The organism is Deltaproteobacteria bacterium (assembly GCA_026129095.1).
Lineage (GTDB): Bacteria > JAGRBM01 > JAGRBM01 > JAGRBM01 > JAHCIT01 > JAHCIT01.
On record JAHCIT010000005.1, the window covers coordinates 94,723 to 110,697 of the forward strand.

Below are 15,975 nucleotides of genomic sequence, written 5' to 3' on the forward strand. Positions count from 1 at the left end.
CCCAGTGCCGCCACTGGACGACTCCACGGAAGGTTCCCCCAGCCGCGCCCCCGGCCAGCTCGCCGAGGCGGGCCCCATCACGCTCGCCGTCCTTGCCTCTCGGGTTCTGGGGGTCTTGCGGGAGACGATATTCGCCGTATTGTTTGGGGCCTCCTGGGTGGCCGATGCCTATGTCATCGCATTCCGCATCCCGAATCTTCTGCGCGACATGTTCGCCGAGGGAGCACTGTCGGCGGCCTTCGTCCCCTCGTTCACCGAACGGCAGACAAAAGAAGGCCGCGAGAGCGCCCAGCGGCTTTTTTCGCTCACTCTGGGTGCAGCACTTACCCTGACCGGAATCCTGACCGTCCTTGCCATCATCTTCGCCGGGACCGTCGTTGACCTGATCGCGCCGGGATTCGCCGCCTCGGCGGAAAAACACGAACTGGCCACATCGCTCACCCGCGTGATGATGCCTTTCCTGCCGCTCATCTCGGCAACGGCCCTCGTGATGGGCGTCCTGAACTCGAACCGCCGGTTCTTCGTTCCGGCGGCTGCCCCGGCACTGTTCAATGTCGTCTCGATCGTGGCGGGCGCGGCGATCTATCTGGTTACAAGCGAACCGGTGGCCGCCGCCTGGGCATGGTCGGTGGCGGTGATTCTCGCCGGCCTGGCGCAGATCGCCGTGCAGATCCCGGCGCTCGGAAAAACCGGCTACCGCCTCCGGCTGGTACTCCGGGGCGCATGGGAAGACCCCGGTCTCCGGCGGATCGCCCAGCTCATGGGCCCGGCCGTCCTTGGGCTCGCCATCGTCCAGATCAACATATTCGTCAATTCTGTCTTCGCGTCCCTGCTGGGCGACGGGCCGCTCTCCCACCTCAACTACGCTTTCAGGGTCTACTACCTTCCCATCGGCCTGTTCGGCGTCGCGCTCGGCACCGTGGCCACGACTGCCTCGGCCGAGGCCGCCGCCCGAGGTGATCTCGACGCCCTCAAGACGAATACTTCCCGTGCGCTCCGGAACGTCTTTCTGCTCACGCTCCCGTCGGTGACGGGGCTCATCGCCCTCTCGATGCCCACCGTAAGGCTTCTGTTTGAGTACGGCCGCTTCACACCGGCGGATACGACTGACACTGCACTGGTACTGTCGGCCTACGTAACGGGCCTGACGTTCGCCTCAGTCACGAAAGTCCTGGCACCGGTATTCTACGCGCTGGACCGGCCCCGGTTTCCGGTGGCGGCGTCCATCACGGCCGTCATCGTCAACATCGCCTTCAACTGGGCGACCTACCGGACTCTCGGCGCTCCGGGCCTTGCTCTCGGCACGGCGCTGGGATCGCTTGCCGGGGCCGCGGTGCAGCTCACCGCCGCAGGGCGGCTCCTGCCCGGCTTCGGCATGGGGAGCCTTGCGGTTTCTTTCCTCCGGCTGCTGCTGGCCGCCGCCCTCACCGGCGGGGCCGCCTGGGGCCTCTGGCAAATGCTGGAAGCAAATCTCGGGACCATGCTCGCTTCCGTCGCTGGCCGGATACCGGCCCGGCTCCTCGTCACCTTTCTGCCCATCGGTGCCGCTGTCGCCATCTATGCTCTGCTCCTGAGACTCGTCAAAGCCCCTGAAGCGGACGAACTGTTCGAACTGCTGGGGAAAGTGCGGCGAAAAGTGATGGGCAGAACCGGACCATGAATTGCAGCCCCATCGTGGTCATCAATGAAAAGCGGCCTCCCTGTCCGGGAGGCCGCTTCCGTTCAAGTCCGTAGCCAGACCGCTTACTTGCGTCCCGCGTACACCTGCCGCTGGGGGAAGAACCAGCCGATCTCGAACTTCGCCGTGTCGGGGGCGTCGGAGCCGTGGACGGCGTTCCGCTCGATGTTCGTGCCAAAGAGCTTGCGGAGCGTGCCCGCGTCGGCCTTCTCGGGGTTGGTGGCGCCCATGATCTCCCGGTTCCGGGCGATGGCGTTCTCGCCTTCCAGCACCATGAGGAGCACCGGCCCCTCGGTCATGAACCTGATGAGGTCCGGGAAGAACGGGCGCGCCTTGTGGACAGCGTAGAACCCCTCGGCTTCCTCCTTCGAGAGGTGTTTCATCTGGGCCGCCACGACGCGGAGGCCCTTCTCCTCGAACTTCGAGATGATGCCGCCGATCGAGTTCTTCTGCACGGCGTCGGGCTTGATGATGCTCAGGGTCTGTTCAATGGCCATTTCGGTTTACCTGCTTGCTCCTGTTACTTCTTTTTCTTCGCGGCTTTCTTCTTCGGCGCTTTCCGGGCGGCCTTCTTTTTTGCAGGCGCCTTCTTGCCGCCGACGCTGGCCTTGATCCGGTTGAAAAGCTTCTTGCCTTCGGCTTTCGCCTTGTTTGCCGCCTTCTTTACCTGCGATTCGGCCTTCTTTTCGAGCTTCTTGAGCCCGCTTTCGGCCCGCTTCTCCAGCTTGCGGAGTTTCGGTTCAGCGTCCTTGATCGCCCTGGAGACACGCACCGAAATCTTCTTCGAGTGTTTGGCGCGTGCTTCCTCAAGTGTCTTGCCGAGGTCAGCCGGCGACATGGAGACATGGATCCCCGCCGCATGGAACGCCTCGATCTTGCTCTTCGCATCGCCCTTGCCGCCGGCGATGATCGCCCCGGCGTGGCCCATGCGCTTGCCCTTCGGGGCCGTCTGGCCGCCGATGAACCCGACAACCGGCTTCGTGCAGTTGGCCTTGATCCAGGTAGCGGCATTCTCCTCTGCACTGCCGCCGATCTCGCCGATCATGATGATCGCCTCGGTCTTGTCGTCTTCCTCGAACAGATCCAGCACCTCGATGAAGTCCATTCCCTTCACCGGATCGCCGCCAATACCAACACAGGTCGACTGCCCGAGCCCGATCCGGGTCACCTGGTGCACGGCCTCATAGGTGAGCGTCCCCGACCGGGAGACGATGCCGATTGAGCCCGGCCGGTGGATATGGCCCGGCATAATTCCGATCTTGCACTGTCCCGGAGTGATGATACCGGGGCAGTTGGGGCCGATAAGCCGGGTCTTGCGGCCGCACATGGCCCGCTTCACCTTCAGCATGTCGGCAACCGGGATTCCCTCGGTGATGCAGACGACAAGATCCAGTTCGGCGTCGAGAGCCTCCAGTATGGCGTCGGCGGCAAACGGAGGCGGCACGTAGATGACGCTCGCATTCGCCCCGGTGGCCTCCCGTGCCTGCCGCACGGTATCGAATATCGGAATGCCCTCGAAGTCGGTCCCGCCCTTGCCCGGCGTCACCCCCGCCACCATCTTGGTGCCGTAGTCGCGGCAGCCCCGCGTGTGGAACTGGCCGGTCGAACCGGTGATGCCTTGGGTAATGACCTTCGTGTTCTTGTCTACGAGTACCGCCATGACCTAGCGCGCCTCCTTCGAGAGCCGGACGACCTTCTCGGCCGCATCGGCAAGACCGTCGGCCGAAACGAGCTTGAGCCCCGACTCGCTGAGCAGTTTCTTGCCCAGTTCCACGTTTGTACCTTCCAGCCGGACCACCACCGGGACCGTGAGCCCCATTTCCTTGGCCGCCGAGATCACGCCCTGCGCGATCACGTCACACTTCATGATGCCGCCGAAGATGTTGACCAGCACGGCCTTTACCGACTTGTCGGACAGGATGATCTGGAACGCGGCCTTCACCTTCTCGGCCGTCGCGCCGCCGCCCACATCAAGGAAGTTCGCGGGCTCGGCGCCGTAGAGCTTGATGATATCCATCGTCGCCATGGCGAGGCCCGCGCCGTTCACCATGCAGCCGATCGTTCCGTCGAGGGCCACATAGGAGAGGTCGTATTTCTTCGCCTCGGTTTCGCGGGGGTCTTCCTCGTTGAGGTCACGCAGCCCTTCCCAGTCCTTGTGGCGGAACACGGCGTTATCATCCATGTTCAGCTTCGCGTCCAGCGCGACGACATCGCCCTCTGCCGTGACGATGAGCGGATTAATCTCGACCAGCGAACAGTCGTTTTCGAGATAGCAGCGGTACAATTTCTGCGTGAGGTCGACGAACTTCTTCAGCGTGTCCCCTGAAAGGCCGAGCCGGTAGCCTAGTTCGCGGCCGTGGCAGGCGCTGACCCCCGAAGCCGGGTCCACCGCCACACGGATGATCTTCTCCGGTGTCCGGTGCGCGACTTCCTCGATCTCCATGCCGCCTTCGGTCGAGGCGATGAACGACAGCCGCCCCGCCTCACGGTCCAGGGTGATGGCGAGATAAAGCTCACGGACGATTTTCGCGCCCTTTTCCACCAGCACGGTGTGGACCTTCTTCCCCTCGGGGCCGGTCTGGTGGGTAACGAGCGTCATTCCCAGAATCCGGCCCGCCGCTTCGCGGGCCTCGTCGGGGCTCTTGCACACCTTCACGCCACCGCCCTTGCCGCGGCCGCCGGCGTGAATCTGCGCCTTCACAACGACAACCGGGCTGGCCAGATCCCGGGCGATCCGGGCGGCCTCGTCCGCGGTCTTCGCGGTCCGGCCCTCAGGCACCGGGACGCCGTATTTGCGGAAAATCTCTTTCCCCTGGTATTCGTGAACGTTCAAGGCGCGTTCTCCCTGCTTATCGCTTTAAGGATTTGGGTGAACCCCAAAAGGCGCTTCTCCATAGCCATCCGGCCATCTGGAAATCAAGACGCTTTAAGGGGAAGACAGCAGCACTGCCGCCTCATGCTACAGGGCCATTGCCACCCCCGGCCGGCATGGGCCAACCTGCCCTCGCGTCTCATGGCAGAACCTTTCATCCAGGCCGTGCTGTTCGATTTCGATGGCGTCATGGTCGATTCCGAACCCCTGCACCTCCGGCTGTTCCAGCGGGTGCTGGCCGGCGATGGCATCGACCTGACCCGGGAACTTTACTACGCCCGTTATCTCCATCTGGATGATGAAGGGCTGTTCCGGGCCGTTTACGAGGACACGGGCAGGCCGGTCAGCGAAAAGCACCTGCATGAACTGGTTCAGCGCAAGGAAGATATCTTCATGGAAGAAGCGCTGCATGGCGAGGGACAGGTGCGGATGTTCCCCGGAGTCGCCGATCTGGTGCGTGATCTCCACCACGAGGGCGTTCCGGTCGCGGTGGCATCGGGCGCGCTTGCCAGCGAGATCAATCCGATTCTCGAACATTTTGGCCTGCGTGGCTGCTTTACCGCCGTCATCGGTGCACGCGAATGCGGGCGTCACAAGCCACATCCCGAGCCGTACGAACGGGCATTCGGGGCCATGGTGACAGAGCGGACGGGCACAGGTCCGGTTCCCGTGATTACCCGAGCCCTCGCCATCGAGGACTCAGCGGGAGGCCTCCAGTCAGCCCGTGCCGCCGGATGCCGGGTAATGGCAGTCACCAATACCTACCCGGCGGAAAGGCTCCGGCCCCTGGCCGATGTGGTCGTTGATCGCCTGCCAGTGACCTTCGGCGAACTTGACCGGATCGCCCGGGGTGATGCCAGTACATGAACAGCGCCTCAACGGAAGCCGCCGCGGCAAGCGGGAGCTCAAAAAAACCGCCAGAGGTACCCCATGCGACCGGGTTTGCGGCCGGTATCTCGTTTGGCATCTGCATTAGCGGGATCTGGTATTCCTACACATTGATGACCACGCCTCCTGCGGTGATTGTCACCACCTGGAGCCTGCCACTGGCCATCCTTGCGGCTGGCTTTGCCGGCGTCCTGGCCGGCTCACGCGGCGCACTCCGGTTTACCCGCTTTACCGTGGGACTTCTGCTGGCCACAGGATCACCGGTGCTCGTCCATACCATCGCAGCCGGAGAGAGCATGCCGCTCCGGATCGCCTCGTTCGGCCTGACCTGCTACCTCGTGTCACTGCTCCTGATCCTCAGCGGCGACCCGGACGGAGTGCTGGGACCACCCCCGCAGCGGGGACAGATACCCCGGCGGGGGATCGCCATCGGAATAGTCGCGGTGGCCTTCTCCGCTGCTGCCTGGATTTGGGCCGAACGGAACGGCATCCGGCTATGGTAAACAGCCGTGGCCGTTCGCTACGGTTTCGCCTACGATTGCCACCAAACCCAGGGCCCACTGACCGTAATCTCCCAGGAGAGGATTAGCTGCCGCATGCCGCGGACCATTGTCCATGTCGATGACGATCCCGTTGTCCTACAGCTACTCGCCACGGTGCTGGGGCGGGATGGTGTTCGTGTCGTGTCCGTCAGCAACCCGCTGACTGCCGCCAAAACGATCGCCGAAAACCATCCAGACCTCGTCATCTGTGATATCTCCATGCCCGGGAAAAACGGGTTCGAGGTCATCCGCGAAATCCGCTACGCCACCCCGCCGGTTGACTGTCCGGTTATTTTCTTTTCAGCGATGGGGGATGATGTCTATCTGCGGATGGCGATGGACCTCGGCGCAGTGGATTTCGTCCGCAAGCCGGCATCTACCTCTGAAATCCGTGCGCGCGTCAAGGCCTGGTTCGCACCGGAAGGTGATCCCGCCCGCCGGCAAAAACACACGGTGATGCGCGGCCAGATGGATCTGCTCAGCGTGGCCGACATGCTGAGGTTCTTCGACCTGCGCCGGAAATCCGGCATCATCAAGATCTGGACTAACGGGGAGCGCCGGGGGGAACTGCACGTTTCGGGAAGCGTGGTCGTGAATGCACTCGACTCGCAGGGGTCGGGCGAGGAAGCCGCCCGGCGGCTTCTGGCAGTGAAATCAGGTGAAATCGAAGCGGTGATACTGGACAGTGTGGAAGCCCGCTCCGGAATGCAGATGCCGGTTTCCAGGCTGCTGGGGGAGTCGCTGCCTCCTCCGCCCGAAGAAGCCGGCTGAGTCAGTTTCCCAGCCGGGCTACCGGGGCACGGACCGGGCCGGTGAACCCCTCGAAGACCACTTCGATCACCTCGGTGCCGTCCACCGTTTCGGCCATGCCAACCACCGTTCCCGTCGTCCCGGCCCTGATCTGGGCCTCGCCTCCGCCCCGTATCAGCGGTGCGGAAAAATCCGCCACCGCCTTGATGACATCGCCCGGCATGAAGTCGCTCATGATTGCTCAGTCCCGCTTTCCCGTAAAAACCAGTCAGGGCGCGGGAGTTAGCATGCCCCCGCGCCCTGCTGGCGAATGGCTGCCCCTACCGGGTCAGGACTTGGAGAACCGGCTGATGTCCCCCGGCTTGCGGAGCATCTTGTCCACTTCGCCCAAGTGCATCGTCTCCATGTAGATATGTTCGCGGGCATATTCTTCCAGCATCACGTCCTCGCCCTCGACTGCCTCCAGCAGTTCCTCATAGAGCTTGAGCGTGGCCCGCTCGTGGTTGAGGGATTCCCGGAGGATGTCCCCGATGTCGTGCTTCTGGGTCTCCAGCAGCGGTCCGATACCGAGCGAGGGATGGTCCCCCAGCGTCGTCACCAGTTCGCCGGCGGTTTCCGCATGCTTGAGCGACTCGGCGGCCTGTTCCCGGAGCCAGCTCACGATCGGAATCCGGTTGTAGCCATAAACCATGAACGAGTAGTGGGTGTAGTGAACGGCACCAGCCAGCTCCATCTCCAGGATACGGTTCAGGAACTTCACGGCCTTTTTTCGTACAGCGTCTTTCATCGTGTGCATTTCCCTTTGGTCTGCTTCGCCCTCGGGCGGTATTCAGGACCACTTCTTATCCAAAAATCCGGCCTTCTGTCAGCCGCATTTTCCGATGTCTCTAGTCGGACGAATGAAAATCACAATCAGGTTTGACTGCGGGCTAGAAGTTCCAGCCCACGGCCAGGTTGAACTGCTGCGGGTCGTCGCTGGTGTTCGAGAACATCCACTCGTAATCAGCCTTGAACACCACCCCCGGATGCGGAAGCCAGGCGACTCCGGCCACCACCTGGCGCCGGAGGCGGTTCGGATCCTTGACGTACCCTGCGGGAACCTTGCTCTGCATGTCCACGTCCTCGTACCGCAGGAACACCCGGCCACTCTGGTCCAGCGTCGGTGCCACGGCCGCCAGCAGGTCATAGGAAGCCTCCATATTCCAGCCCCAGAACCGCCCCGACACGACATTCCTTGAAGTCACACTGCCGGGTGCGACCGGCAGGAAGGTCGCGCTGTCGCCGTCATCGTTACGGATCGCCGACAGGGCAGCGTTGAGCGCACCGGCACGGCTGATGAAGCCAAGGCCGTGGCCGAACCGGAACTCGGCCCTTTCGATTTTGGCAATGATGTCACTGGTGAACATGCTGACGCGGATATCCTTGAGTCCGTTGAGCGAACAGGGATTCGCACCCGCCGCCGCCGACTGTCCTGACACCTTGCAGTCCTGGAACAGGTTGTGATCGGCGCCTCCGTGGTAGCCAAACAGGCCGATCAGGATATCCTCGGTCGGGTAGAGTTCGATCCGTCCTGCAAACGCGAGGTCATCGGCAAATGCCTGGATGCCTTTCTGGCGGCCGTTGCGGATACCGTCACGTGCGCGGAACCTGTCGGCACGGAGGCCATCGATCACCTGGACTTCGTAGTGCAGCCAGTCGGTTGGTTGGCCGTAAATACCGATACCGGGCTCCCACCACGTTGTCGGCCGGACAATCCGGTCGAGCAACGGGCGCTGCGCGCTCCAGTAGGTCGTGGGCTCGTGATACTTGTTAATATGGCTGACCGGAACGAGCAGGACGCCCGCCTGGACACCGAACGCCTTGTGGGGCCTCAGGTCAATGAGGAGCTGTTCCATCTCGACTTCTGCACCGCCGTGCTCAATCTCGACCTCGGCAAAAAACCGGATCCAGTCATTGAAGTCATGCCCCAGGAACAGGATGAACCGGTAAGCATCCACGTTGTTGGCGTTGTCGAAGTTGTTGAAACTTGCGAAACCCGGACCCACATCGCTGGGTGCACGGTAAATCACCTCACCATACGAACCGATTGACGTGCCGCCCATGATCCGCTGGGTGAACGAGCGGAATGGGCCCCCTGGCGCAGCGGCCGAAAGCGAATCCGGGTCGCCGTCAGTGGCACCCTTTTGCAGGGTTCCCGATTTTGCACTCTTTCCGAGTGCCTCAACCTGCTGCCGAAGCTCCTGTATCTCCTTGCGGAGTTCCACCGACGTGTCGGCGGCCTCTTCGGCCCGAAGCGGCGATACGGCTGCGATTAGGGAAAAAATCATTCCAATAACAAGCCCCGCACTTACATGGTGCTGTTTCATCTTTCACTCCCCTGAAGCACCTCGAGTTGCCGGGTGCTTCCTGTCCACACCGAGGATTAGTCTTTTTTGAAAACGATTGTCAATTACATTTTCATATCAGGTCTGTTCAAACTGGCAACCCTGCCCACCAGGGATCAGCAAGTCGCTAGAAATAATGGGATTTCAGGGTCTTGTGTTCCGCCAGAAAAATTGGCGGTAGCTTCGGGGTCAGCCTGGTTTTCGGGCCTGCTGGTGACGGTAGACAAACGCCCGAACGGCGTCGCGAAGCTCGCTATCAGCGACTTCCGCCAGCCGGGCTTCAACGTCAGGAGGGAGTGCGCCCGGTGGCGGGGCGGGCAGGCGGTTCACCCGTGGCGAGCCGTTGCCGCCGGGAGTGCTGTCCGCCCACCGGCGGGTGCGGACACGGACCTCGCGGAACCGGGCGAATCCGCGCTCATGGAGGTGCTCAAGGATCATTCCGCTCAGGTTCCGGGCCTCCTCGGCCCAGGCATCCGTGCGGGCGTCCAGAAAGAGGATTTCGCCCTGGCTGAAGGCCGGACGGACATTCCGGGCAAAAGGGCCACCGACGACCAGTGGCCAGGCGCGGCGCAGCTCGATATCGGCCGACCGGGCGGAATGGCCCGTCACGCCGAGCGTTTCGCCCAGAAGCTCGTCAGCCCGGCGCACCGGTTTGTGCCGTTTGGGAGGCATATACCCTGAAGGAAAGGCTGGCCCCTGCACGGCCGGGGTTCAAACCCGTCCATTATGAGATGTTGTTCATGTGAATTGACTCTCCGGGGCCCCATCGGGAAAATGGACAAGAGGGGCACCGCCTGCTGAAAGCCTGATAGTGATCCGATTCCTCGTCATAGCCGCACTCCTGTTCGTCGCCTTCGTACTGGGCATTATCGTCGCCAGGGACGACCTGCGCGAGGACGCCATCGACCACGCCCGCACGGCCATGACCCAGGCGTCCAGGGACGCCGCCAGGAAGGACCGGGAAACTGCCCGGAAAGACAAGGACCGCAAGAGCGGCAGCCCTTCCTGGGGGCCCTGGGGAAGTTCCGGTCTGGGCGACCAGGACCGGGAAGACCAGAAGGTCGCCACCCGCCGCGACCCGCCTCCCACCCTGCGCCAGTCCCCCGATGCACCGGTTGACTACTCGGTGCCCGAGGAACGGCTCCCGGTTTCGCCAGCCGAAGAGGCCGCCGTCCGCCGGAGCCAGGAAAAGGGAAAAACCACCGGCGATCCCGAACGGCTTCGCCGGGCCGAGGAACGCCGGGCCGAACGCGAGCGGCTGCTGGCCATGACCCCCGAGCAGCGCAAGGCCTACCGCGAGGAGCGCAAGGCCGAGCGCGAGGCCCGGCGTGCACAGCGGGGCAGCCGCAACAACACGAAGACGGAAAATCCCCAGAGCGTCGAGGATATCCTCGAAGATAATCCCTGATGACGGGAACTGCTCCGGCAGCGGCACGACTGGCCCCCAGCCTTCTGGCCGGGTTCCTCGCCATCACGGCGGTTGCCTGCGCCGGATTTCTCCAGTCCAGGCCCCCATCCCGCACGTCGGCTGTTGCGGCCAGCCACCCGCTGGCGACGGAATCGGCGGCACGGATCCTGACCGAAGGCGGATCAGCCATTGATGCGGCCATCGCGGCGGCGCTGGTGCTCAACGTGGCCGAGCCCTGGAACTCCGGCCTCGGCGGCGGCGGGTTCGCACTGGTTCACGACCCGGAGAAAGGCGCCGTCTCGTTCGACTTCCGCGAGCGGGCCCCCGCCGGGTTCGATGCCGCCGCGTTCGAGAAGATACTGGCGAAACAGATTCACGCCTCGGTGGACGGCCCCCTTGCGGTCGCGGTTCCGTCCCTCTGGCCCGCGCTCATTGAACTCCACGCCCGCTACGGGCGGCTCCCCCTGGACCGGCTGGTCGAGGACGCCCGGCGGCACGCGGCAGATGGAGTGGCCCTAACGGGAGCTTACGGCGAGCGGTGCGAGCGGCGGAAGGCGGCCCTGGCGGCCGACTCCAATGCCCGGCGGATATTCCTGGACAGCAGCGGCAACTGCCCCGCTTCAGGGTGGATTCTGGTTCAGCCGGAACTGGCCAGCGTGCTGGGCCGCCTTGCCCCCAATCCGTCGCTCGATGAATGGAACGGCATCGTTGAGGCTCCGCTCGCCAAGCGGCTCGCACCGGCGGGAAATCCCGTCTCCGGGGCGGATCTTCGCGCCGCCGTTCCGGTCGAACGGCCCCCCGTGCGCGGCCGGTTCCGCAACCACGAGATCGTCTCGATGGGGCCGCCCTCGTCGGGCGGCATCATCGTGATCGGGCTTCTGCAAACGTACGAGGCAGCGGCGGGACTGTTTGCGGAGATGCCCCGCGATCTCCTGTGGATCAAGGCGTCGCGGCTCGCCTTCTTTGACCGGGCGAAACTCCTGGGCGATCCCGGCTTCTCGGATGTCCCGTCGCAGAAGCTGACCTCGGCGGATTACGCCCGCCGCCAGGCGGCCCGGATCAAACCCGGCTCGCGTCTGTTGCTGGACGAAGCATCACCCTCGCCTGCCGGTGGTACCGACACGACGCATCTCTCTGTCGTTGACAAGAGCGGGCTCGCCGTCGCCATGACGCTCTCCATCAACACGTCATTCGGTTCCGGCGTGGTGATCCCCGGAACCGGGATCCTCCTGAACAACCACATGGACGATTTCTACCTCCGCCGCCCGAACGCCTACGGGCTCGTGGGGAACGAGCGTAACGCCCCCGCCCCCGGCAAGCGGCCTCTTTCCAGCATGGCCCCGACCCTTCTCTACGGGCCGGACGGGAAGCTCACTGCCGCACTCGGCTCACCGGGCGGAAGCCGGATCCCCTCGGCCGTTGCGTGGACGATCCGTGGACTGGTGGAAAAGAATCTTTCCGGCCGTGAGGCCATCTGCTCGCCCCGCCTTCACCACCAGTGGCAGCCGGATATCCTTTTTGCCGACCGGGAGGCCCCGGCAGCCGAACTCGCCGCTGCCGGATATACGGTACAGCCCGCCGCCACCGGCATCGGAAACGTGCAGATGGTCCTTCGCACACCGTCCGGCTGGGAGGCCCACTCCGACTGCCGCGGGGAAGGGACCGGCTGGTCTGGAACCGCCGGAGCGCCATGATCTGCCACCTCACCTCCAGCTATCCCACCAGCCGGGTGCCCTATTCGGGACACTTCATCCATGCGCTCGCCCGCCAGCAGCAACTGACCGGCAGCGGCGTGCTGGTCATCGCCCCGGAGGCTGACCGCCCGGCGGCCCTCCGCGAAACCGGAGAGCCGCGCCTTGTCACCTTCGAGGCGGGAACCGGATTCGACCTGCCGGGCGGGCTCAAGGCGCTGCTGGAGACGAAACCCGCCGCCACCTCGGCGCGGCTCCCCGGCTACCTGCAGAAGATGCTAATGGCGGTCCTCGATCAGGCGCGGACGGCGGAAGTGATCCATGCCCACTGGCTCGCCCCGGCGGGAATCGTCGCACTCATCGCACGGGCGGCCATCGGGATTCCCGTCTGTCTCACCGCGCGAGGGAGCGACGTGACGCTGCTCGAAAAACTCCCGGCGGCGGCCGCCCTGCTCTTTGCCGGCGTACCAGTCGCTGCCGTTTCGGACCCGCTCGCCGCACGGCTACGTGCGCTGGGACTTGTCCGCGTCCGGACGATCGCGCAGCCGGCGGCCACCGGCACCGGCGAGCCGCCGCCCTGGACCAGCCGGGACCGGAGCCGGTTCGGCTGGGCAGGATCGCTCGTTCCGGGCAAGAGGCCCGATCTTGCCATCGAGGCGGTCCGGCTGCTCCCCGGTGCGACGCTGGACATACTGGGCGATGGCCCCCTGCGGGCAGAACTGGAAAAGACCTGTACAGATAACGGGCTCGGCGGCCGTGTCCGGTTTCATGGTGCGGTACCGCCGGACTCCATCCCTGCCTTTCTCAAGGAGATATCCGCTCTCGTTTTCACATCGGAGGCCGAAGGCCGCCCGAACATCGTGCTGGAGGCTGTCCTCACCGGGACGCCCGTCATCGCCTCGGCCATTCCGGCGGTCACGGAACTCCGGGGGCTCGGCGGAAACTTCCGCCCGTTCGCACCGGGATCGGCCGGGGAACTCGCCGCCGCCATGCGCGACCACATGGCCAGCCTGATGCAGAGCCGCCAGATGGCCGAAGCGGCACGGGCGGGGATTCGCCTTCCTTCGTGGCCGGAAACCCTCGAAAGCTACGCGGAACTCTACCGCTCGGCGGCCGCCGCCGTCTGACCGGGCCTCTGGTTTCGGCCGGCTTTCCCCGGCGCCTTGAAAAAACGGGCCGGTGCGTTCACAAGAGTTTCGCCTTGAGTTGAGGGGGCTCCCGCCCCCCATGTTCACACTGGGTCGCTAGCTCAGCTGGTTAGAGCATCTGCCTTTTAAGCAGAGGGTCCCGGGTTCGAGTCCCGGGCGACCCACCACTTTAAAGCCATTCTAAGACCGATTTCAGTTTCAGCCGATATGCTGGAGCAACCATAGAGCAACCAGACGGCTCCGTTACTACCGAACACCCAGGATCACTCCCGAACGACCCCACCACCGGGGGAAAAAAACCGCCCCCTTGCACAAATAGTTCAACCTGGGTTCCCCCCCGAGGGGTGAAAAAATGGGATTTTCGCCGTAATTCCCGCCGGGGTTATCTCTTTCGGGGTTATCCCCCCGCCCGGAAAAATAATTACGGAGCCGCCGGAAATTACCGGAGCCAGGTTATTCCGGCGGGGCAGATTGCCACCTTGCCGTTCCGTTCAGGTATCACACGCTAAAAGCCGGTTCCGGCAACTTACCGGCAGGTCCAGGTTGCGGGACTGGCGCCCCGGGCCGGTTAGCCCACTCGAAACGTCAACTTTGCAACTTGTCCGTTTCAGAGTGCCCCGCGTCATCCGCCGGGAGCGACCACCACCAGCCGCCTTGCCCCCGGTTGCCCTCGCTCCGGCGTTCCTTCCGGCATCCGAGCGCCCGGAAAACCCGGCGGACGGTCTTGTCACCGTGACCGAGGGCACGGGCGGCCTTGAACAACTCGCTAGATTTCTTGGGACCGTCCGACAACTGTTCTTCCACGAATTGGCGGGCCTCTTCCCGTGCGCTCCGTTCCTCGCTGGTGGCCTCGGGCGCGAGCAGGTCATGGGCCTGAAGATCGGTTTCGCCGGTCCACTGGAACCGTCCGTCCGCCAGCGAAAAGGTCAGTGATTTACCCGGCGCGGAACAGGACGCCTTGACGTGGGCAATGACCCGGCCGGCCGGGTTATCAGGCAGCGGCGCAACCAGCAGTTGCGAACGGGCCGCCGCCGTGAAGTCTATTGAGCCGAGCCCCCGGTATAACGCCGCGTCCTTCGCCTGTTTGCCGAGGTGCCGGATGAGCACGATGGCGCACCCGTGCTTTTGGGCCAGCCCGGAGAGGGTGTCCAGAACGGGCCGGACCTCGTTCGCCTTGTTCATATCCACGTTCGGCCCGAGAAAACTCTGCACCGGGTCCACCACGGCCAGCGCCGGGCGGACTTGGGAAAGGTGCCGGTCGAGAAACGCCACGTCCTGAAGGGAGAACGTGCCGAGCCGCTTTCCCTCCGTCCGCTTCCCCTGAAGGGCGAACACCCTCGAAGGTTCGCCGCCGTAGGCTTCCAGTCTCGGGCGGATCGTATCGGCCAGCCCGTCCTCGCGGGTCATGTAAAGGGTACTTGACGGTTCCCGCCCCGCCGTGTCGCCGGGCAGCGTACCGCCACGGGAAAGGGCCGCCGCTATCTGGAGCAAGAGCGAGGTTTTCCCGCAGCCCGGATTGCCTTCAACGATGGTCAGCTTCCGCACCGGGAGAAACGGATTCCACAGGTATTCGACCGTTTCCGGTTCCACGTCCGCCAGACAGACCAGTTCAGACTCGCCGGAGCCCGGCGGCTGAAGCGCACCGCCAAGCTCCTGGAGTTCCGCCAGAAGCGGCGATACATCCTCACCTTGCCGGTTTCCGTCAATGGCCTGCCGCAGCAGCCGGTCCCGCTCCCGGTTGGACTTCAGCCGGGCCAGCGTTTCCAGCTTGCCCGGCAGTTCAACGGCGCTCACGGCTTCGGCTTCCAGTTCCGCCAGAAACGAATGAACGCCCTGAAGCATTTCCCCGCGAAGGGTGATCCGCCGCCCGAGGTTCACCGGGTCAATCGCTTCCCCGGACTCCCGAAGCTCCCGCATCGCTTCAAAGGCTTCCCGGCAATGGGCGTGCGTGAACACCTCGGGCGCGATTTCACCGGCACGGTCCAGCCCGGCAGGGTCCAGCAGGATCATGCCGAGAACCGCCTTTTCCGTCGCCTCGTCGGCAAGGTGCGGATTCCCGGGCGTCATACGGCAGTTCTCCCTCTGTCCGTCAACCTGACCGCTGGAAATTTGTATAAGGGATGAATACAGAATTGAACCAGTCCGTCCTTCTCAAGCGCCTTCAATATCGCTGTGAGCCTGGTGTTCGTCAAAGACCCACCTAGCGAGTCTCGCACCGACTCGATGGATATATCATCGTTTCGCCCGCCCAATTGACGTATCCTGATCAGGACGTGTTGCTGGATCACAAGATCGAGCGAACTGTTCCGCGTGCGTTTCATGACCGCCCCTTTCCGGCGGCCCGGGCCGCCGCGTCAGAGGTGGAAGTAACGAGCCGTTCAGCAACCCATGAGTCCAGGTCCTCGGGCCGGTAGCGGACAATGCGGTAACCCGCCTTCACGTAACGGGGGCCGCCTCCACGGTGACGCCACGCCTCAAGGCACCTTGCAGTGAGCCCGAGCCGTTCGGCGGCCTGTTTGGGTTTTAAAAATGTGTTGTCTGGCATAATCGGAGCATCCTTTCGTCCAGCGGTAGGCGCTGGTTCTGATGCTCGATTGTGCCGGGTTTCGGGGCG

At 63.9% G+C, this 15,975-nt stretch carries 16 protein-coding genes and 1 tRNA gene; 8 read left to right on the top strand and 9 right to left on the bottom strand.

Going from position 1 to position 15,975, the window contains the following annotated elements; genetic code table 11:
• The first annotated feature begins 4 nt into the window (after positions 1–4).
• Positions 5–1,660, top strand: coding sequence for a murein biosynthesis integral membrane protein MurJ (murJ, locus tag KIT79_08600; GenBank protein MCW5829361.1), 1,656 nt, complete (start codon positions 5–7; stop codon positions 1,658–1,660).
• An 83-nt stretch (positions 1,661–1,743) separates the two neighbouring features.
• Here murJ and ndk read toward each other — a convergent pair whose 3' ends face one another.
• From ndk to sucC, 3 genes are read right to left on the bottom strand one after another with little or no spacing between them, the layout of a single operon-like run.
• Positions 1,744–2,175: a nucleoside-diphosphate kinase gene (ndk, locus tag KIT79_08605; GenBank protein ID MCW5829362.1), complete on the bottom strand. Its 432-nt coding sequence runs from the start codon at positions 2,173–2,175 to the stop codon at positions 1,744–1,746.
• 23 nt (positions 2,176–2,198) lie between these two features.
• Positions 2,199–3,338, bottom strand: coding sequence for a succinate--CoA ligase subunit alpha (gene sucD, locus KIT79_08610; protein MCW5829363.1), 1,140 nt, complete (start codon positions 3,336–3,338; stop codon positions 2,199–2,201).
• A gap of 3 nt (positions 3,339–3,341) precedes the next feature.
• On the bottom strand, positions 3,342–4,511 hold the full coding sequence (gene sucC, locus KIT79_08615) for an ADP-forming succinate--CoA ligase subunit beta (protein MCW5829364.1): 1,170 nt from the start codon (positions 4,509–4,511) through the stop codon (positions 3,342–3,344).
• A 123-nt stretch (positions 4,512–4,634) separates the two neighbouring features.
• Between sucC and KIT79_08620 the strand changes: the two genes are divergently transcribed.
• The 3 genes from KIT79_08620 to KIT79_08630 all read left to right on the top strand — a co-directional run bounded on the left by KIT79_08620 (position 4,635) and on the right by KIT79_08630 (position 6,751).
• Positions 4,635–5,417, top strand: coding sequence for an HAD family phosphatase (locus KIT79_08620; GenBank protein MCW5829365.1), 783 nt, complete (start codon positions 4,635–4,637; stop codon positions 5,415–5,417).
• Entirely contained in the window at positions 5,414–5,941 is a 528-nt protein-coding gene (locus KIT79_08625) for a hypothetical protein (protein ID MCW5829366.1), read from the top strand. Before KIT79_08620 ends, KIT79_08625 begins: the two co-directional genes overlap by 4 nt.
• 93 nt (positions 5,942–6,034) lie before the next feature.
• Positions 6,035–6,751, top strand: coding sequence for a response regulator (locus tag KIT79_08630; protein ID MCW5829367.1), 717 nt, complete (start codon positions 6,035–6,037; stop codon positions 6,749–6,751).
• Position 6,752: 1 nt separating this feature from the next.
• Here KIT79_08630 and KIT79_08635 read toward each other — a convergent pair whose 3' ends face one another.
• The 4 genes from KIT79_08635 to KIT79_08650 form a co-directional block, all read right to left on the bottom strand.
• Positions 6,753–6,965 (bottom strand): hypothetical protein, encoded by a 213-nt coding sequence (locus KIT79_08635; protein ID MCW5829368.1) that lies wholly within the window; start codon positions 6,963–6,965, stop codon positions 6,753–6,755.
• Positions 6,966–7,058: 93 nt separating this feature from the next.
• Positions 7,059–7,517, bottom strand: coding sequence for a bacterioferritin (locus tag KIT79_08640; protein ID MCW5829369.1), 459 nt, complete (start codon positions 7,515–7,517; stop codon positions 7,059–7,061).
• Positions 7,518–7,659: 142 nt separating this feature from the next.
• The gene (locus tag KIT79_08645; GenBank protein MCW5829370.1) at positions 7,660–9,096 is read right to left on the bottom strand and encodes a hypothetical protein; all 1,437 of its coding nucleotides are present in this window, start codon (positions 9,094–9,096) and stop codon (positions 7,660–7,662) included.
• A 207-nt stretch (positions 9,097–9,303) separates the two neighbouring features.
• A complete protein-coding gene (locus KIT79_08650; GenBank protein MCW5829371.1) occupies positions 9,304–9,786 on the bottom strand; it encodes a DUF721 domain-containing protein in 483 nt (160 codons plus the stop codon).
• 139 nt (positions 9,787–9,925) lie between these two features.
• Here KIT79_08650 and KIT79_08655 point away from each other — a divergent pair, with 139 nt between their 5' ends.
• The 4 genes from KIT79_08655 (at position 9,926) to KIT79_08670 (ending at position 13,528) form a co-directional block, all read left to right on the top strand.
• A complete protein-coding gene (locus KIT79_08655; GenBank protein MCW5829372.1) occupies positions 9,926–10,522 on the top strand; it encodes a hypothetical protein in 597 nt (198 codons plus the stop codon).
• Positions 10,522–12,216 (top strand): gamma-glutamyltransferase, encoded by a 1,695-nt coding sequence (locus tag KIT79_08660; GenBank protein MCW5829373.1) that lies wholly within the window; start codon positions 10,522–10,524, stop codon positions 12,214–12,216. Before KIT79_08655 ends, KIT79_08660 begins: the two co-directional genes overlap by 1 nt.
• Positions 12,213–13,340 (top strand): glycosyltransferase, encoded by a 1,128-nt coding sequence (locus tag KIT79_08665; GenBank protein ID MCW5829374.1) that lies wholly within the window; start codon positions 12,213–12,215, stop codon positions 13,338–13,340. The genes KIT79_08660 and KIT79_08665 overlap by 4 nt, the downstream gene beginning before the upstream one ends.
• Positions 13,341–13,451: 111 nt before the next feature.
• Positions 13,452–13,528, top strand: a tRNA-Lys gene (locus KIT79_08670).
• Between the two features lie 418 nt (positions 13,529–13,946).
• Here KIT79_08670 and KIT79_08675 read toward each other — a convergent pair.
• Complete coding sequence (locus KIT79_08675) at positions 13,947–15,428, bottom strand: AAA family ATPase (protein ID MCW5829375.1); 1,482 nt, start codon at positions 15,426–15,428, stop codon at positions 13,947–13,949.
• Positions 15,429–15,678: 250 nt separating this feature from the next.
• Positions 15,679–15,906 (bottom strand): helix-turn-helix domain-containing protein, encoded by a 228-nt coding sequence (locus tag KIT79_08680; protein MCW5829376.1) that lies wholly within the window; start codon positions 15,904–15,906, stop codon positions 15,679–15,681.
• Positions 15,907–15,975 lie beyond the last annotated feature (69 nt).